Origin of the sequence: Streptomyces boninensis (genome assembly GCF_048572725.1) — a bacterium.
Taxonomy (GTDB): domain Bacteria; phylum Actinomycetota; class Actinomycetes; order Streptomycetales; family Streptomycetaceae; genus Streptomyces; species Streptomyces boninensis.
The window spans coordinates 5,846,339-5,862,143 of the sequence record NZ_CP183837.1; the positions used below are offsets into that span (position 1 = coordinate 5,846,339).

19 protein-coding genes are annotated in these 15,805 nt (G+C 72.1%); 16 read left to right on the forward strand and 3 right to left on the reverse strand.

The window, feature by feature from the left end:
• Positions 1-2: 2 nt before the first annotated feature.
• On the reverse strand, positions 3-1,010 hold the full coding sequence (gene coaA / locus ACNNMR_RS26870; protein ID WP_419997241.1) for a type I pantothenate kinase: 1,008 nt from the start codon (positions 1,008-1,010) through the stop codon (positions 3-5).
• An 81-nt stretch (positions 1,011-1,091) separates the two neighbouring features.
• Between coaA and ACNNMR_RS26875 the strand changes: the two genes are divergently transcribed.
• The 9 genes from ACNNMR_RS26875 to ACNNMR_RS26915 all read left to right on the forward strand — a co-directional run bounded on the left by ACNNMR_RS26875 (position 1,092) and on the right by ACNNMR_RS26915 (position 8,890).
• Positions 1,092-1,271: a hypothetical protein gene (locus ACNNMR_RS26875; RefSeq protein WP_419997242.1), complete on the forward strand. Its 180-nt coding sequence runs from the start codon at positions 1,092-1,094 to the stop codon at positions 1,269-1,271.
• Between the two features lie 30 nt (positions 1,272-1,301).
• The gene (glmS, locus tag ACNNMR_RS26880; protein ID WP_419997243.1) at positions 1,302-3,152 is read left to right on the forward strand and encodes a glutamine--fructose-6-phosphate transaminase (isomerizing); all 1,851 of its coding nucleotides are present in this window, start codon (positions 1,302-1,304) and stop codon (positions 3,150-3,152) included.
• A 12-nt stretch (positions 3,153-3,164) separates the two neighbouring features.
• Positions 3,165-3,533: a holo-ACP synthase gene (locus ACNNMR_RS26885; RefSeq protein ID WP_419997244.1), complete on the forward strand. Its 369-nt coding sequence runs from the start codon at positions 3,165-3,167 to the stop codon at positions 3,531-3,533.
• Positions 3,534-3,583: 50 nt separating this feature from the next.
• Positions 3,584-4,066: an META domain-containing protein gene (locus tag ACNNMR_RS26890; RefSeq protein ID WP_419997245.1), complete on the forward strand. Its 483-nt coding sequence runs from the start codon at positions 3,584-3,586 to the stop codon at positions 4,064-4,066.
• A 175-nt stretch (positions 4,067-4,241) separates the two neighbouring features.
• Positions 4,242-5,726 carry an NAD(P)H-hydrate dehydratase gene (locus ACNNMR_RS26895; RefSeq protein ID WP_419997246.1) on the forward strand — a complete coding sequence of 495 codons (1,485 nt, stop codon included), beginning with the start codon at positions 4,242-4,244 and terminating at the stop codon, positions 5,724-5,726.
• 16 nt (positions 5,727-5,742) lie between these two features.
• Positions 5,743-6,888 carry an alanine racemase gene (alr, locus tag ACNNMR_RS26900; RefSeq protein WP_419997247.1) on the forward strand — a complete coding sequence of 382 codons (1,146 nt, stop codon included), beginning with the start codon at positions 5,743-5,745 and terminating at the stop codon, positions 6,886-6,888.
• Complete coding sequence (locus tag ACNNMR_RS26905) at positions 6,885-8,114, forward strand: alpha/beta fold hydrolase (RefSeq protein ID WP_419997248.1); 1,230 nt, start codon at positions 6,885-6,887, stop codon at positions 8,112-8,114. The genes alr and ACNNMR_RS26905 overlap by 4 nt, the downstream gene beginning before the upstream one ends.
• A gap of 10 nt (positions 8,115-8,124) precedes the next feature.
• A complete protein-coding gene (tsaE, locus tag ACNNMR_RS26910; protein ID WP_419997249.1) occupies positions 8,125-8,631 on the forward strand; it encodes a tRNA (adenosine(37)-N6)-threonylcarbamoyltransferase complex ATPase subunit type 1 TsaE in 507 nt (168 codons plus the stop codon).
• Positions 8,632-8,740: 109 nt separating this feature from the next.
• The gene (locus ACNNMR_RS26915) at positions 8,741-8,890 is read left to right on the forward strand and encodes a hypothetical protein (RefSeq protein WP_419997250.1); all 150 of its coding nucleotides are present in this window, start codon (positions 8,741-8,743) and stop codon (positions 8,888-8,890) included.
• A 17-nt stretch (positions 8,891-8,907) separates the two neighbouring features.
• Here the strand turns inward: ACNNMR_RS26915 and ACNNMR_RS26920 are convergent, their stop codons facing one another.
• The gene (locus ACNNMR_RS26920; RefSeq protein WP_419997251.1) at positions 8,908-9,474 is read right to left on the reverse strand and encodes a hypothetical protein; all 567 of its coding nucleotides are present in this window, start codon (positions 9,472-9,474) and stop codon (positions 8,908-8,910) included.
• 156 nt (positions 9,475-9,630) lie between these two features.
• Here ACNNMR_RS26920 and tsaB point away from each other — a divergent pair, with 156 nt between their 5' ends.
• From tsaB to ACNNMR_RS26945, 5 genes are read left to right on the forward strand one after another with little or no spacing between them, the layout of a single operon-like run.
• The gene (tsaB, locus tag ACNNMR_RS26925; RefSeq protein WP_419997252.1) at positions 9,631-10,284 is read left to right on the forward strand and encodes a tRNA (adenosine(37)-N6)-threonylcarbamoyltransferase complex dimerization subunit type 1 TsaB; all 654 of its coding nucleotides are present in this window, start codon (positions 9,631-9,633) and stop codon (positions 10,282-10,284) included.
• A complete protein-coding gene (gene rimI, locus ACNNMR_RS26930) occupies positions 10,281-10,802 on the forward strand; it encodes a ribosomal protein S18-alanine N-acetyltransferase (RefSeq protein ID WP_419997253.1) in 522 nt (173 codons plus the stop codon). The genes tsaB and rimI overlap by 4 nt, the downstream gene beginning before the upstream one ends.
• A gap of 11 nt (positions 10,803-10,813) precedes the next feature.
• Positions 10,814-11,914 (forward strand): tRNA (adenosine(37)-N6)-threonylcarbamoyltransferase complex transferase subunit TsaD, encoded by a 1,101-nt coding sequence (gene tsaD, locus ACNNMR_RS26935; protein ID WP_419997254.1) that lies wholly within the window; start codon positions 10,814-10,816, stop codon positions 11,912-11,914.
• Positions 11,914-12,171: a hypothetical protein gene (locus ACNNMR_RS26940; protein ID WP_419997255.1), complete on the forward strand. Its 258-nt coding sequence runs from the start codon at positions 11,914-11,916 to the stop codon at positions 12,169-12,171. Before tsaD ends, ACNNMR_RS26940 begins: the two co-directional genes overlap by 1 nt.
• Positions 12,172-12,217: 46 nt before the next feature.
• Positions 12,218-12,580 carry a hypothetical protein gene (locus ACNNMR_RS26945; protein WP_419997256.1) on the forward strand — a complete coding sequence of 121 codons (363 nt, stop codon included), beginning with the start codon at positions 12,218-12,220 and terminating at the stop codon, positions 12,578-12,580.
• On the opposite strand, the gene ACNNMR_RS26950 is transcribed toward ACNNMR_RS26945, so the two are convergent.
• Entirely contained in the window at positions 12,567-13,775 is a 1,209-nt protein-coding gene (locus ACNNMR_RS26950; protein ID WP_419997257.1) for a THUMP-like domain-containing protein, read from the reverse strand. The two genes, ACNNMR_RS26945 and ACNNMR_RS26950, sit on opposite strands and share 14 nt — an antisense overlap.
• Positions 13,776-13,835: 60 nt before the next feature.
• On the opposite strand from ACNNMR_RS26950, the gene ACNNMR_RS26955 reads away from it, so the two are divergent.
• Together ACNNMR_RS26955 and ACNNMR_RS26960 are read left to right on the forward strand one after the other, a co-directional pair.
• Positions 13,836-14,840, forward strand: a complete 1,005-nt coding sequence (locus ACNNMR_RS26955) for a polysaccharide deacetylase family protein (RefSeq protein ID WP_419997258.1) — start codon at positions 13,836-13,838, stop codon at positions 14,838-14,840.
• The gene (locus tag ACNNMR_RS26960) at positions 14,837-15,730 is read left to right on the forward strand and encodes a polysaccharide deacetylase family protein (RefSeq protein ID WP_419997259.1); all 894 of its coding nucleotides are present in this window, start codon (positions 14,837-14,839) and stop codon (positions 15,728-15,730) included. The genes ACNNMR_RS26955 and ACNNMR_RS26960 overlap by 4 nt, the downstream gene beginning before the upstream one ends.
• Positions 15,731-15,805: the final 75 nt, after the last annotated feature.

The window sequence follows — 15,805 nt, forward strand, 5'->3', positions numbered from 1 at the left end:
GGCTACAGCTTCCGGAGCGAGAGCCGCTGCACCTTGTGGTCGGGCCCCTTGCGCAGCACGAGCGTGGCCCGCCCGCGCGTGGGGGCGACGTTCTGGCGCAGATTCGGCTCGTTGATCGTGCGCCAGGTGTTACGGGCGTACGCCAGCGCCTCCTCCTCCGAGACCTGCGTGTACTTGCGGAAGTACGAGAACGGATTCTGGAAGGCGGTCTCCCGCAGCTTCTTGAAGCGCTGCAGATACCACCGCTCGATGTCCTCGGGCCGCGCGTCGACGTACACCGAGAAATCAAAATAGTCGGCAAGCCCCACCCGGGTCCGCCCGTCCTTCCCCGGCAGGGCGGGCTGCAGCACGTTCAGCCCCTCGACGATCAGGATGTCGGGCCGGTGCACGGTCAGCCGCTCCCCGGGCACGATGTCGTAGATCAGGTGGGAGTAGACAGGCGCCGTGACCTCCGCCTTGCCCGCCTTCACATCGGCCACGAACCGCGTGAGGGCCCGCCGGTCGTACGACTCGGGGAAACCTTTCCGCGACATCAATCCACGCCGCTGCAGCTCGGCATTCGGATGCAGAAACCCATCGGTCGTCACCAGCTCCACCCGCGGATGCTCCGGCCACCGCGCAAGCAGCGCCTTCAGCAGCCGCGCCGTCGTGGACTTCCCCACGGCCACGCTCCCCGCGATGCCGATCACAAAAGGAGTGCCTGCCTGTGCCCGCCCATTGCCGGTGTCGCCGAGGAAGGTGTTCACCGCGTGCCGCAGCCCATGGGTCGCGCCCACGTACAGATTGAGCAGCCGGGACAGCGGCAGATAGACGTCTCTGACGTCATCCAGGTCGATGACGTCCCCGAGGCCGCGCAGCCGCTCGACCTCATCGGCGGTCAGCGGCAGCGGCGTCTTCTCGCGCAGCGCGCTCCACTCCGCACGCGAGAGGTCGACATACGGCGTGGTGGACGCGGCGGTAGGGGGCGAGGTCACGGCCTCCAGTCTGCCCGAGCCGATCACCGGCCTCATGTCGGGTCCCCCGGAGGTCTATACCTGCCGGGTCCACTCCGTATACGTTCCCCTCACCGAAAAATCGCCAGGGGGGCGTTTATGTCCGGTCACAATGACGTGCTGGAAGATCTCTCCGACGAGCTGCCCGACGAGGACCTGGAGGAGAACCTCGTCGAGTCGCTCGACCTCTACCGCATGGGCAGCAAGCCGCGCTGCGAGGAGGTGGAATACCTCGAGCTGGTCGAGGACGCGATAGAGCGCCTGGCGTGGGGCCGCTGACTTGGGGGGCGCGCATCGTACTCTCACTTTATGTGCGGAATTGTGGGGTATGTCGGAAATCAGGACGCCCTTGAAGTAGTCCTGAGCGGCCTGCGCAGGCTGGAGTACCGCGGCTACGACTCGGCGGGCGTCGCCGTCCTCGCGGACGGCGGCCTGTCGGCGGCGAAGAAGGCCGGCAAGCTGGCCAACCTGGAGAAGGAGCTCGCCGAGCACCCCCTCCCGGCCGCCACCAGCGGCCTCGGCCACACCCGCTGGGCCACGCACGGCCCGCCCACGGACAGCAACGCCCACCCGCACCTGGACAACGCCACCAACGTCGCCGTCGTCCACAACGGCATCATCGAAAACTTCGCCAAGCTGCGCGCGGAGCTCACCGACCGCGGCCACGAGCTGCTGTCGCAGACCGACACCGAGGTGGTCGCGCACCTGCTGGCGGAGGAGTACGCCGGCCTCGGCGACCTGGCGGCGGCGATGCGCCACGTATGCGGCCGCCTGGAGGGCGCGTTCACGCTGGTGGCGGCCCATGCGGACGATCCGGACGTGGTCGTGGGAGCACGCCGCAACTCACCGCTCGTGGTCGGCATCGGCGAGGACGAGGCCTTCCTCGCCTCCGACGTCGCCGCCTTCATCGCCCACACCCGCGAGGCCATCGAGCTGGGCCAGGACCAGGTGGTCGAGCTCCGCCGCGGAGGCCATGTCGCGGTCACCGACTTCGACGGCGAGCCGGCGGCGGTACGCACGTACCACATCGACTGGGACGCCTCGGCGGCCGAAAAAGACGGCTACGACTACTTCATGCTCAAGGAGATCGCCGAGCAGCCGAAGGCGGTCGCCGACACCCTCCTCGGCCGCATCGACGGCGAGGGCCGGCTGGCCCTGGACGAGCTGCGGATCGGCGACGCCGAGCTGCGCGAGGTCGACAAGATCGTGATCGTGGCCTGCGGGACCGCGCATCACGCGGGAATGATCGCCAAGTACGCCATCGAGCACTGGACCCGGATCCCGTGCGAGACGGAGCTGGCCAGCGAGTTCCGCTACCGCGACCCGATCCTGGACCACCGCACGCTCGTCGTCGCCATCAGCCAGTCGGGCGAGACGATGGACACCCTGATGGCGCTCCGGCACGCGCGCGAGCAGGGGGCGAAGGTGCTGGCGATCTGCAACACCAACGGCTCGACAATCCCGCGGGAGTCGGATGCGGTGCTGTACACGCATGCCGGACCCGAGGTGGCGGTCGCCTCGACGAAGGCCTTCCTGACGCAGCTGGTGGCCTGCTACCTAGTGGCGCTCTACCTCGGCCAGGTGCGCGGCACCAAGTGGGGTGACGAGGTAGGCGAGGTCGTCGGCGAGCTGGCGCGGATCGGCGAGCAGGTGGACGAGGTGCTGGCCACGATGGAGCCCGTACGGGCCCTGGCACGCGGCCTGGCCGCGAAGAACACGGTGCTCTTCCTGGGCCGGCATGTGGGCTACCCGGTCGCGCTTGAAGGGGCGCTGAAGCTCAAGGAGCTGGCGTATATGCACGCCGAGGGGTTCGCCGCGGGCGAGCTGAAGCACGGGCCGATCGCGCTGATCGAGGACGGGGTGCCGGTAGTAGTCGTCGTACCGTCCCCCCGCGGCCGCTCCGTCCTGCACGACAAGATCGTCAGCAACATCCAGGAGATCCGCGCGCGGGGGGCGATGACGATCGTCATCGCGGAGGAGGGGGACGAGACGGTGGTGCCGTACGCCGACCATCTCGTACGGGTGCCGCGCACCCCCACGCTCCTGCAGCCGATGGTGGCGGCGGTGCCGCTCCAGGTCTTCGCCTGCGAACTGGCCACGGCCCGCGGGAACGAGGTCGATCAGCCGCGTAATCTGGCGAAGTCCGTGACGGTGGAGTGAGGCTGGAGTGCCGTGATCATCGGGGTGGGGATCGACGTAGCCGAGGTCGACCGTTTCGGGGAGGCCCTGGAGCGCACGCCCGACCTCCTCGACCGCCTGTTCCTGCCCTCCGAGCAGGTACTGCCCAGCGGCGACCGCCGCGGCGTCGCCTCGCTGGCGGTCCGCTTCGCGGCGAAGGAGGCACTGGCGAAGGCGCTGGGCGCGCCCGCCGGGCTGCACTGGCACGACGCCGAGGTGTGCACGGAGGCCGGGGGCCGGCCGTATCTGCGGGTCCGCGGCACGGTGGCCCTGCGGGCGGCGGAGCTCGGCGTACGGGCCTGGCATGTGTCGCTCAGCCATGACGCGGGGGTCGCTTCCGCGGTGGTCATCGCCGAAGGGTGATGCCGGTGGAACCCGAAGCCCCGGGCGTACGTCACAGCGGCATGCGGAAGATGACATGTGCAGTTCTCGCGGCGGTAGGCGCGGTGACCCTGACGCTGGCCGGGTGCGGAGACGAGAAGGCAGACGGCGGCGGCTCAGGCGCCAAGGACAAAGGCCAGGTAGGCGCGGCCAGCGAGAAACCGGCGCGCCCCGTGGCCGGGACGGTCTGGGAGGTCCAGAGCGTAACGATGTCCGGCAAACGCCTCGCGGCGGAGCCAGTCCGGGGCAAGGCGGCGACGCTGGAGATCAAGGGCAGCCGGGCGAACCTCCGCGTCTGCAACGGTGGCAGCTCGGCCGCGAAGGTAGGCCCCGAGGCGGTCGACTTCGACGGCAAGTGGACCTCGACGATGATGGCCTGCGGCGGCAGCGCGGACCGCCTGGAAAGCACGCTGCACAAGGTCCTGAAGGGCAAGCTCTCCATCGCCGGCGACGGCAACGACCTGACCCTCAAGTCCGGCAAGGGCGACCAGGTCCAGCTGACCGCTGCGCGGTGAACCCCGAGCTCAGCCTGACCCTCCCTCCGGGAGGAGGGCCGAGTGGAGCGACGCAGCCGAAAAAGTCTTAGCGAAGCGGGCTTTTTCGGCTGTGTCGCGGAACTCGGACCGGCCCACCCACCCACAAGCCCGTCCGGCGATTGAGGACTCCGTGGCGAAGCCACAGGATGTCCACATGAGGACAGCACATCGCGTTGAGACCGTAAGGACCGCGGAAGCCGCGCTGATGGCGACCCTGCCGGAAGGCGCGCTGATGCAGCGCGCCGCCGCCGGCCTCGCCGCCGCCTGCGCAGACCTGCTCTCCGGCGTCTACGGAGCCCGCGTCACCCTCCTCGTCGGCTCCGGCGACAACGGCGGCGACGCCCTCTACGCCGGCGCCCGCCTCGCCCGCCGAGGAGCCGCGGTGACCGCGGTCCTGCTGCGCCCCGATCGCACCCACCCGGACGGCCTCACCGCGCTGCGCCGGGCCGGCGGCCGCATCGCCGAGACCAGCCCAGCCCAAGCCGTCGCCGAAGCCGACCTCATCCTCGACGGCATCGTCGGCATCGGCGGCAAGGGCGGCCTCCGCGACGACGCCGCCGCCCTCCTCACCCACGCCACCGCCCCCATCGTCGCCGTCGACCTCCCCAGCGGCATCGACCCCGACACCGGCGAACTCACCGGCGAGGCGGTCACCGCCGCCGCGACCGTGACCTTCGGTACGTACAAACCGGGCCTCCTCATCGACCCGGCAGCCGAACGCGCCGGCGCCCTCAGGCTGATCGACATCGGCCTGAGCCCGTACCTCCCCGAAAAACCCGACCTGGAGGCCCTCCAGCACGCCGACGTAGCAGCCCTCCTGCCCCAGCCCACCCCCGAGAGCGACAAATACCGCCGCGGCGTCGTCGGCATCGTCGCCGGCTCCGAGCGCTACCCGGGAGCCGCGGTCCTCGCCGTCGGCGGCGCTCTCCATGGCGGTGCGGGCGCCGTCCGCTACGTAGGCCCGGCGGCGGACGCCGTCATCGCGCGCTACCCCGAGGCGCTCGTGCACGCGGGACCACCGCACAAGGCCGGTCGCGTGCAGGCCTGGGTGGTCGGCCCGGGTCTCGGCGACGGTCCCGTCGCGCAGCAGGCGCTCGACGACGTGCTCGACTCGGACGTCCCGGTGCTCGTCGACGCCGACGGCCTGCGGCTGCTCGACCGCGAGCGGGTACGGGCCCGCAGCGCCCCGACCCTGCTCACCCCACACGCGGGCGAGGCCGCCGCGCTGCTCGGCGTGGAGCGCACAGAGGTCGAGGCGGGACGCCTCACGGCAGTGCGGGAGCTCGCCGCCGCGTACGGCGCGACAGCCCTGCTCAAGGGCTCGACCACACTGGTCGCCGGCAAGGAGGCTCCCGTACGGGTCAACCCGACCGGCACCGGCTGGCTCGCCACCGCCGGCAGCGGCGACGTCCTCTCCGGCGTCACCGGCTCACTCCTCGCAGCGGGCCTCAAGGCCCGCGACGCCGCGAGCGCAGGCGCGTACCTCCACGGCCTGGCCGGCCGTGAGGCCGCGAATGGCGCACCCCTCGGCGCCCACGAGCTGGCAGCCGCGCTCCCGGCCGTCTGGCGGGACATCCGCGGCAGCGGCAGCCGCAGCGGCCCCGGCGGCCCCAGCGAAGGCGGCTCCCGCCACCCGTGATGGGACACTGTCACCGATGAGCGAAACACCAGCCCAGCCGCACGCCCGCATCGACCTGGCCGCCTACCGGGCGAACCTCGCCGCGCTGCGGGAACGGGCCCCCGGCCGCGCCCTCATGGCGGTCGTCAAGGCCGATGCGTACGGACACGGCGCCGTCCCCATCGCCCGCGAGGCGCGCGCGGCCGGCGCGGAGTGGGTCGGCGTGGCCACTCCGTACGAAGCGCTCCGGCTGCGCGCCGCAGGCGATCGCGGGCGGCTGCTGTGCTGGCTGTGGACGCCGGGCGGGCCGTGGCGGGACGCCATCGAGGCCGACGTCGACGTCACCATCAGCGCAACGTGGGCTCTCAAGGAGGTCACCGCCGCCGCGCGCACAGCGGGCCGTACGGCCCGCGTCCAGCTCAAGGCCGACACCGGCCTCGGCCGCAACGGCTGCCAGCCCGCCGACTGGCCGGAGCTGACCGCCGCCGCGCGCGCCGCCGAGGCCGAGGGCGTCATCCAGGTCACCGGCGTGTGGTCGCACATGGCCTGCGCCGACGAGCCCGGCCACCCCTCCATCGCGCCGCAGATCGCCGCCTTCCGCGAGGCCCTCGACAGAGCCGAGGCCGCCGGCCTGCGCCCCGAAGTACGCCACCTCGCCAACTCCCCGGCCACGCTGAGCCTCCCCGAGACGCACTTCGACCTCGTCAGGCCAGGCATCGCGAGCTACGGCCTCTCGCCCAGCCCCGAGCTGGGCGTCCCCGCCGACTTCGGCCTCAAGCCCGTCATGACGCTCACCGCGCCCCTCGCCCTGGTGAAGCACGTTCCGTCAGGACACGGCATCTCGTACGGGCATCACTACATCACCCCGGGCGACACCACCCTCGGCCTCATCCCGCTCGGTTACGGCGACGGCATCCCGCGGCACGCCTCCGGCTCCGGCCCGGTGCTGGTGGCCGGGAAGTGGCGGACGGCGGCCGGGCGGATCGCCATGGATCAGTTCGTCATCGACCTCGGCGGGGACGCCGCCAGCGCGGGCGACGAGGCGGTTCTCTTCGGCCCCGGCGACCACGGCGAGCCGACCGCCGAAGACTGGGCGCGGGCCGCCGGCACCATCGGGTACGAGATCGTCACGCGCATCAGCACCCGCGTACCGCGCGTCTACGTGGGAGGCTCGGAAGCATGAGTGAGGCGACACCGCCGGGAGGGTGGGCGAAGGCCGGGCGTACCGCGGGCGTCGCGGGTGCCGCGATCGGCGTCGTGGCCGCGGGGGCCGCGGCCGGCGTGGCGCTGGAGCGGCTGACCGTCGGGCGCGGCATGCGGCGCCGGGCGCGGCTGGCGCTGGACGCGGCCAGCCCGTACGGGATTCTGCGCGGGCGCAAGGGCACCGCGGTCGCCGACGACGGCACCGAGCTGCACTACGAGGTCGAGGAGGTCGAGGACTTCCCCCTCGAAGGCGCGGTGCGGCCCAAGAAGCGCCGCTTCAGCCGCCGCTCGCCGGCGCCGCTGACCGTCGTCTTCTCGCACGGCTACTGCCTCAGCCAGGACTCCTGGCACTTTCAGCGGGCGGCGCTGCGCGGCATCGTCCGTACGGTCTACTGGGACCAGCGCAGCCACGGCCGGTCCGCGCGGGGCGCGGGGCAGCTGGAGGGCGAGCCCGTCACCATCGAGCAGCTGGGGCGGGATCTGAAGGCGGTGCTGGACGCGGCGGCGCCGGAGGGGCCGCTGCTGCTCGTCGGGCACTCGATGGGCGGCATGACGCAGATGGCGCTCGCCGATCAGTATCCGGAGGTGGTGGCGGAGCGGGTCGCGGGCGCCGCCTTCGTGGGCACGTCGACCGGCGGGCTCGGGCAGGTCAACTTCGGGCTGCCGGTGGCCGGGGCGCGCGCCTTCCAGCGGCTGGCGCCCGGCGTGCTGAAGCTGCTCGGCGGGCATGTGGGGCTGGTCGAGAAGGGGCGGCACGCCACCTCCGATCTCTTCGCCGGGATCATCAAGCGGTATTCGTTCTCCGCCCACGACATCGACCCGGCCATCTCGCGCTTCGCCGAGCGGATGATCGAGGCCACGCCGATCGACGTGGTCGCGGAGTTCTACCCGGCCTTCGGCGACCACGACAAGGCGGACGCGCTGGCGGCCGCGTACGCCGACCGTCCCGCGCTGGTGCTGTGCGGCGACAAGGACCTGGTCACCCCGCCCGAGCACAGCGACACGATCGCCGAGCTGCTCCCGGACACGGAGTACATCGTCGTCGAGGACGCCGGCCACCTGGTCATGCTGGAACATCCGGAGGGCGTCAACGACGCCCTGGTCGCCCTGCTGGCACGGGCCAGCGCGTACGGGGCAGCGGAGCTGGGCCGCGGCCGCCGCTCCGCGCGGGGGCGGGAGGACGGGGCCTCGCAGCAGAGCCTCTAACATCGGCGGCATGGACCAGCAGCTTTCTTCGTCCGCTTCCGTTACGGCCCGTATCACCGTCAAGTCCGCCGATCGCATGCAGGAGTTGGGCCGGGCGCTGGCCGGGCTGCTGCGGGCCGGGGATCTCGTTTTGCTCACCGGGGAGCTGGGGGCGGGGAAGACGACGCTGACCAGAGGGCTGGGGGAGGGGCTGCAGGTGCGGGGGGCCGTGACCTCGCCGACCTTTGTCATTGCCCGGGTGCATCCGTCGCTGGCCGGCGGGCCGCCGCTGGTGCATGTCGATGCCTACCGGCTGCCGGGCGGGCTCGACCAGATGGAGGACCTGGACCTGGATCTCGCGCTGCCGGAGTCGGTCGTGGTCGTGGAGTGGGGCGAGGGGAAGGTCGAGGAGCTGTCCGACGACCGGCTGCACGTCGTCATCGAGCGGGGTGGCGAGGGCGATGACGTACGCGAGGTGGCGCTGATCGGGACGGGGAAGCGCTGGGCGGGGGCGGATCTTCAGGCGCTGGGCGGCTGATCTCCGCGGTCCTGTACGTTCCGCCGAATTTACCGACAGGCCGTCGGGAACTCATTGCATGCCCCGCCACCTCCGTGTTCCGATGGACGGGAAGCGCAAGGAGGCACCCATGCCGCAGGATCCCGTGCAGCGAGCGCCGTCGATGAGTGAGCTGCTCGCCGCGACTGCCGCGGCGGAGGCGGTCTCGACCCCGCCGCAGGACGACGCAGAAGACCGCGAGCAGCCCGAGCCCGTCGCTGAGGAGAGGGACGCCGCGTAGCTCGTTCGGGCGAATCGCTATTTGACGACGACGACCGGCACGCCGACCGTCGCGAACTTCCACATCGCGTCGCCGTCCGCCCGCTCCGACCGGATGCCGCCGGTCTTCATGCCCGGCGCCTGCTTCTTCGGCATCGAGCCGTCCACGGCCGCGCTGAAGCCGATGACCACGGCGCCGACGTTCGCGAAGCGGACCACGTGCTCGATGGGGACGCCGTCGGAGCCGGTCACCTTCTGGGAGCGGGTCTGCACCTTGTACGTGCCCGGCTCGGGGCTCACATTGCTGGGCGCCACGCTGAAGCTGCGGACGATTTTCTCGTTGCCGCCGACCAGCCAGACGCGCTTGCCGCTGAGCGAGTAGACGACGCGTTCGCCCTTGCCGGAGGCGGCGGGCACGCGCTTGGCGGCGCCCGTGTCCGTACCACCCGTCTCCCCGCTGCCGCTGGGCGAGGGGCTGCCGGAGGAGCTTCCGCCGGCCTTGGCGGGTACGGGATCGGGGGCAGCGGCCGCCTGGTAGGCGAGGATGCCGACGACGGCCAGCGCGGACGCCGTCAGCGCGGCGACAACCTTCCCCGAACTGGACACGCTTCCCTCTTCTCCTCAAGCAGGCCCGGCTTAAGCCGACCGTAACACCAGCTGCCTGCCAGGACCCGGCACCGCACCCTGCCCCGCACCAGCCCCACCCCGCCCTCCCGCTCCGGCCGTCACCCCGTCCCCCGGTCCAGCCGCTAGGCTGATCGTGTGTTGCTGCTCGCCCTGGACACCGCCACGCCCGCCACCACCGTCGCTCTGCACGACGGTGAGTCCGTCATCGCCCAGTCCCACCAAGTCGACGCGAGAAGGCACGGCGAGCTGCTGCTCCCCGCCGTCGACCGCGTCCTCGCGGAGGCCGGCCGGAAGCTGGGGCAGGTGACGGACATCGTCGCCGGCATGGGCCCGGGCCCGTACACGGGGCTGCGCGTCGGCCTCGTCACCGCCGCCTCCTTCAGCGCCGCCACAGGCGCGCGGGTGCACGGCCTGTGCACGCTCGACGGCCTCGCCTACGCCTCCGGGCTGACGGAGCCGTTCGTCGTCGCCACCGACGCCCGCCGCAAGGAGGTCTACTGGGCGCGTTACGACAACGCCGGCACCCGCAGCGGCGAACCGGCCGTCGACCGCCCCGCCGACATCGCCGACGAGGTCGCGGACCTGCCGGCCGTGGGCGCCGGCGCCGAGCTCTACCCGGACGTCTTCACCGACGCCCGCCCCCCGGCCCACCAGAGCGCCGCCGCGCTGGCCTCCCTCGCCGCCGAGAAGATCGCCGCCGGCGAGGAGCTGCCCGCCCCCCGGCCGCTCTACCTGCGCCGCCCCGACGCCCAGGTCCCGCAGAACTACAAGCGGGTCACCCCGCAATGACCACCGCGCCCTCCCTCGCCCTGCGCGAGATGCGGTGGTGGGACATCGAGCCGGTGCTCGAGCTGGAGCGCAAGGCCTTCCCGGAGGACGCCTGGTCCCCGGCGATGTTCTGGTCCGACCTCGCGCACGCCCGCGGCCCGGAGGCCGACCGGCGTTACGTGGTCGCCGAGGAGCCGTCGGCGGAGCCGGGCGGCACCGCCCGTATCGTCGGCTATGCGGGTCTCGCCTGGGTCCCGGGCCTCGACGCGGGCACCGCCGACATCCTCACCATCGCGGCCGCCGCCGACCGCCTCGGCGCGGGCGTCGGCCCCGCCCTGCTGGAGGACCTGCTGGCCGCGGCCGCCGCGGCGGGCTGCGCCGAGGTGCTTTTGGACGTACGCGTCGACAACCACCGGGCCCAGCGGTTCTACGAGCGCTACGGCTTCACGACGATCGGCGTCCGCCGCGGCTACTACCAGCCGGGCAACGTGGACGCCTATGTCATGCGCCGCACGGAAGCCCGTACCGAGAAGGATTGATCGAATACCCCATGGCTGACGAACCCCTGGTCCTCGGGATCGAGACCTCCTGCGACGAGACCGGCGTCGGCATCGTCCGCGGGCACACCCTCCTCGCCGACGCGGTCGCCTCCAGCGTGGACGAGCACGCCCGCTTCGGCGGCGTCGTCCCCGAGGTGGCCTCGCGGGCGCACCTGGAGGCGATGGTGCCCACCATCGACCGCGCGCTGAAGGACGCCGGGGTCGCGGCGAGCGACCTCGACGGCATCGCGGTGACGGCGGGTCCTGGCCTCGCGGGCGCGCTGCTCGTCGGCGTCTCGGCGGCGAAGGCGTATGCGTACGCGCTGGGCAAGCCGATGTACGGCGTGAACCACCTGGCGTCCCATATCTGCGTCTCCCAGCTGGAGTTCGGCGCGATGCCGGAGCCGACGATGGCGCTGCTGGTGTCGGGCGGGCACTCGTCGCTGCTGCTGTCCCCCGACATCACGAGCGACGTGCGGCCGCTGGGCGCCACGATCGACGACGCGGCGGGCGAGGCCTTCGACAAGATCGCGCGGGTGCTGGGCCTCGGCTTCCCCGGCGGCCCCTTCATCGACAAGGCGGCCCGCGAAGGCGACCCGTCCGCGATCCGCTTCCCGCGCGGCCTTACGGGCCCGCGCGACGCCCCCTTCGACTTCTCCTTCTCCGGGCTGAAGACCTCGGTGGCCCGCTGGGTCGAGGCCCGGCGTGCGGCGGGGGAGCCGGTGCCGGTGGCCGACGTGGCGGCGTCCTTCCAGGAGGCGGTCGCCGACGTACTGACGATGAAGGCCGTCCGCGCGTGCAAGGCGGAGGGCGTCGACCACCTGATGATCGGCGGCGGCGTGGCGGCGAACTCGCGCCTGCGCGCGATGGCGGAGCGCCGCTGCGAGGACGCGGGCATCGAGCTGCGGGTGCCGCGGCCGAAGCTGTGTACGGACAATGGCGCGATGGTCGCGGCGCTGGGGGCGGAGATGGTGGCGCGGGGGCGCTCGTCCTCGGACTGGGACCTGTCGGCGGACTCGTCGCTGCCGGTGACGGAGACGCATGTGCCGGGGCACGATCACTCGCATCACCATGACCACGTGCACGAGTTGAGCCAGGACAACCTCTACTGATGAGCGCAGCACTGATGTGGGAGGCCAAGGCGGCCCCGGGCCGAAGCGGCGAACTCCTCGGCTGGGCCCGGGCTCAGACGCTGACCCCGGCCCCAGCCCGCCGCGAGACCTTCACCGCGGCCGGCGACCGCGTGCTCGTCATCACCTGGTGGGACGCACCGCTCGACGACCACTCCATCCCGGAACTCCCGGACCCGCCGGCCGACATCCTCGCCCGTCCCGTACACCGGTGGCGCTTCGAGCCCGTGGAGAGCTGACGCACCTGGCTTATCCTTGCGGTAGCGCGCGAGGGGAGGCCGGACCGTGGAATGGTTCTGGTGGATACTCATCTTCTTCTGGCTGGGTGGCTTTGCGAAGCTCGCCGAGATGGGCCGGGCCGCCCTCAAGACGCGGCATGAACGCAAGCTGGAGCGCATAGAGGCGCAGGGCAGCAAGCAACTCGCCCTCGAAGAGTCGCAGAAGCCGCCCGAGGCGATCTGCGGCTGCGGCCACCATCTCGCAAAGCATGACAAACAGGGCAAGTGTCACGAGCTGGTGGAGGTGGCCACCGCCTGGGACGCCGACCACAAGCCCGTGAAGTTCGAGCGCGAGCAGTGCCACTGCCAGCAGTACGTCGGCCCCCAGCCGCTGTCCCAGGTCTATGCGGAGGACCTCACGGACCTGTGAGCCCTCTGACCGGCCCGCCGATGAGCATGTACGGCGCCCCCGCGACCCGCGTCAGGAAGACCGTCGCCGCGTTGGGGCCGCTCGGCTTCACCTTCCGCCGCAGTTCCTCCGGCTCGATCGCCGAGCCGCGCTTCTTGACCGTCAGGACGCCGACCTCGCGCTCGCGCAGCAGTGCCCGCAGGCGCTTGAGGTTGAAGGGCAGGGCGTCGGTGATCTCGTAGGCGGTGGCGTACGGGGTGGGGCGCGGGTCGTCCGCCGTGACGTACGCGATCGTCTCGTCGAGCAGCCGCCCGCCGGTCTGAGCCGCGACCTCCGCCACGAGGTGCGCGCGGATCACCGCCCCGTCGGGCTCGTACAGATACCGGCCCACCGGCCCCGGCCCGGGATCGGGCAGGCCGCCGCCGACCAGCGACACCCCGCCCGGCAGCAGCGTCGCCCGCCGGGCCCCCGGCTCCGTCCCGAACCACAGCACGGCCTCCTTCACATCCCCGCCGTCCGAGATCCACTCGGCCTCCACGGCGGCGGGAAGCGCCTCGTGCGGGATCCCCGGCGCGACCTTCAGCGCCGCGTGCGACACCCGCCCCGCCACCTCCACCGCCCACGACAGCGGCGGTGAATACGCCTCCGGATCGAAGATCCGCCCGCGGCCGCCGCGTCGTGCCGGGTCCACGAAGACGGCGTCGTACGCCGAGATGTCCACGTCACCCACATCCGCGCACACCACCTCGATCAGCCCGTCAAGACCCAGCTCCGCCGCATTCGCCCGCGCCACCGCCGCCGTCAGCGGGTCCCGGTCCACCGCCAGCACCCGGATCCCCGCGCGCGCCAGCGCGATCGCGTCGCCGCCGATGCCGCAGCACAGGTCCGCGAGCCGGTCCACGCCGAGTGCGGCGAAGCGCGCCGCCCGCCAGTCGGCGACCGCGGTACGGGTCGCCTGCTCGACGCCGTTCGCCGTGAAGTACATCCGCGCCGCGTCCGCCCCGAACTTCGCCGCCGCCCGCTGCCGCAGCCGCGCCTGGCCGAGGGCCGCGGACACCAGCTCCGCGGGGTGGTCCCTGCGTAGTCGGGTGGCCAGGGCGAGTTCCTGGGCGGGGTCGTGGTCGCGGAGTTCGGCGAGGAGGGCCTGGCCCTCGGAGGTGAGGAGGGCGGCGAGGGAGTCGGGCACGGGTTCATTGTGGGCCAAGCGAGGGATCATCCGCGGTCAGCGGCGTTGTCGCCCGGGTGTCGCGCTTGCGTGGTGGCAGGATCCGGCCCCATGGAGCAATTTGTACGACAAAAGGAAGATAGGCCTAATTCGTCCAGAGACTGGATCCGTGCGACCCGCGGCGCGGCCATCCTGCTGGTGCTCGCCGTCGCCGGCGCGGCCTGCGCCACCGACTCCGACACCGGCCCGCTGACCACCCACGACGATGGCGCCAAGCCGGGCAAGCCGGATGCCGTGGACGCCCGTAACCCCGAGGCCCGCACCGCCATCGGCGCCTTCCGCTCCGCGAATGCGCAGGCCGTGGCGCTGGCCGCGTACCAGCAGGGGCAGCTGCAGGCCGGGCGGGTGCTGGCCGCGCAGAAGTGGGGGCTGAACCGCGCCCCGCTGCTGCCCCCAGCGCCGCCGGCCAAGAAGCCGAAGCTGACGACCGAGAAGGGCTGGGAGACCGAGACCGGCGGGCCGGGGCTGCCGCCGGTGATCACCCGCGTCCCGACCAAGGACAAGGTCATCTTCCTGACCATGGACGACGGTTCGAACAAGGACCCCCGGCTGATCAAGATGATGAAGGAGCTGAACATCCCGTACAGCGCCTTCCTCACCGACCGGGAGGCGGGCGAGGACGGCTACGACTACTTCCGCCGCATGCACAAGGCGGGCGTCCCCATGCACAACCACACCCTCACCCACCCCGAGCTGCGCAAGATGACCTACGCGCAGCAGTACAAGGAGATCTGCGGCCAGCAGGAGAACCTGAAGAAGGCCTTCGGCAAGCGCCCGCCCCTCTTCCGCCCGCCGTACGGCGACTACAACGGCGACTCCCTGCTGGCCGCCAAGCGCTGCGGCGTGCGGGCCGTGCCGCTGTGGCAGCAGGAGGTCTTCCCGACGAAGTGGGACTACCGGCGCGCGGACCGGAGATTCCACCCCGGCGACATCGTCCTGACCCACTTCAGGGGCAGCGACGAGTGGGACGGCACCATGCCGGACGTGGTCAGGCAGGTCCTGAAGAAGGCGGACCGGGAGGGGTACGCGATCGCGCGGCTGGAGGACTACGTGTGAGGTGGTGGCGGCCGGTCGGCTGGGCCCTGGCGGGGCTCCTGCTCGCCTCGTGCGCGCAGGAGCCCCGGTCCACCGATGAGTGGTTCCATACGCGGCGCGGGGAGCCCGTGTACGGGACGCCGCGGGCGTTGCCCGAGCGGCATGGGCGGGCGCCTGCGGAGCGTGGGGACGATGCCGTGCCGCCGCGGGAGGGGGCGCCGGGGGCGGTGCCGGGGGCGTATCTGAAGTGGGGGCTTGCCTATCCCGTTTCGGTGGCGGGGGAGGGGCCGGCGCGGAAGCCCGTACAGCAGGAGGGCGAGCTGCCCGCCGTCGTCAGCCGGGTGCCGGTCGAGGACAAGACCGTCTTTCTGACCTTTGACGACGGGATCGAGAAGGATCCGGAGTTCGTGCGGATGGCGCGGGAGCTCGGGGTGCCGTTCAGCATGTTTCTCACCGAGGAGGACGCCGCCGACGACTACGGGTACTTCAAGCGGCTGCAGCGGCTCGGCAACCCCGTACACGGCCACACCCTCACCCACCCCGACCTGACCCGCCTCGACTACGCCGGGCAGCGCCGCCAGATCTGCACCCAGCAGCAGCGGATCGAGCGCCGCTTCGGCGCCCGCAGCACGGTCTTCCGGCCGCCGTACGGGAAGTACGACGCGGCCACGCTGCGCGCCGCGGGGTCGTGCGGGGTGAAGACGGTCGCCATGTGGGAGGCGGACATGAAGATCGACGACTTCGAGTACCGGGACGGGGCGCGGCTCAGGCCCGGCGACATCGTGCTCGCGCACTTCCGCGGGCCGAAGATGCAGAAGGGCCGGTCCATGACCGAGATGGTGGCCGCCATGCTGCGGTCCATCCAGCGGCAGGGGTACGCGATCGGGCGGCTGGAGGATTACGTCCCGTAGGCCCAGGAGTGTCCTTCTGGCACTCGGCTTGACCGAGTGCTAATGACCGGCATAACCTCGGCTCTGGCACTCCCC

What these genes read in the sequence shown, in the direction of transcription:
- coaA (WP_419997241.1), bottom strand. Translation starts at nt 1,010, where the DNA reads ATGAGGCCGGTGATCGGCTCGGGCAGACTGGAGGCCGTGACCTCGCCC.
- ACNNMR_RS26875 (WP_419997242.1), top strand. Translation starts at nt 1,092, where the DNA reads ATGTCCGGTCACAATGACGTGCTGGAAGATCTCTCCGACGAGCTGCCC.
- glmS (WP_419997243.1), top strand. Translation starts at nt 1,302, where the DNA reads ATGTGCGGAATTGTGGGGTATGTCGGAAATCAGGACGCCCTTGAAGTA.
- ACNNMR_RS26890 (WP_419997245.1), top strand. Translation starts at nt 3,584, where the DNA reads ATGACATGTGCAGTTCTCGCGGCGGTAGGCGCGGTGACCCTGACGCTG.
- ACNNMR_RS26895 (WP_419997246.1), top strand. Translation starts at nt 4,242, where the DNA reads ATGAGGACAGCACATCGCGTTGAGACCGTAAGGACCGCGGAAGCCGCG.
- alr (WP_419997247.1), top strand. Translation starts at nt 5,743, where the DNA reads ATGAGCGAAACACCAGCCCAGCCGCACGCCCGCATCGACCTGGCCGCC.
- ACNNMR_RS26905 (WP_419997248.1), top strand. Translation starts at nt 6,885, where the DNA reads ATGAGTGAGGCGACACCGCCGGGAGGGTGGGCGAAGGCCGGGCGTACC.
- tsaE (WP_419997249.1), top strand. Translation starts at nt 8,125, where the DNA reads ATGGACCAGCAGCTTTCTTCGTCCGCTTCCGTTACGGCCCGTATCACC.
- ACNNMR_RS26915 (WP_419997250.1), top strand. Translation starts at nt 8,741, where the DNA reads ATGCCGCAGGATCCCGTGCAGCGAGCGCCGTCGATGAGTGAGCTGCTC.
- rimI (WP_419997253.1), top strand. Translation starts at nt 10,281, where the DNA reads ATGACCACCGCGCCCTCCCTCGCCCTGCGCGAGATGCGGTGGTGGGAC.
- tsaD (WP_419997254.1), top strand. Translation starts at nt 10,814, where the DNA reads ATGGCTGACGAACCCCTGGTCCTCGGGATCGAGACCTCCTGCGACGAG.
- ACNNMR_RS26940 (WP_419997255.1), top strand. Translation starts at nt 11,914, where the DNA reads ATGAGCGCAGCACTGATGTGGGAGGCCAAGGCGGCCCCGGGCCGAAGC.
- ACNNMR_RS26950 (WP_419997257.1), bottom strand. Translation starts at nt 13,775, where the DNA reads ATGATCCCTCGCTTGGCCCACAATGAACCCGTGCCCGACTCCCTCGCC.
- ACNNMR_RS26955 (WP_419997258.1), top strand. Translation starts at nt 13,836, where the DNA reads ATGGAGCAATTTGTACGACAAAAGGAAGATAGGCCTAATTCGTCCAGA.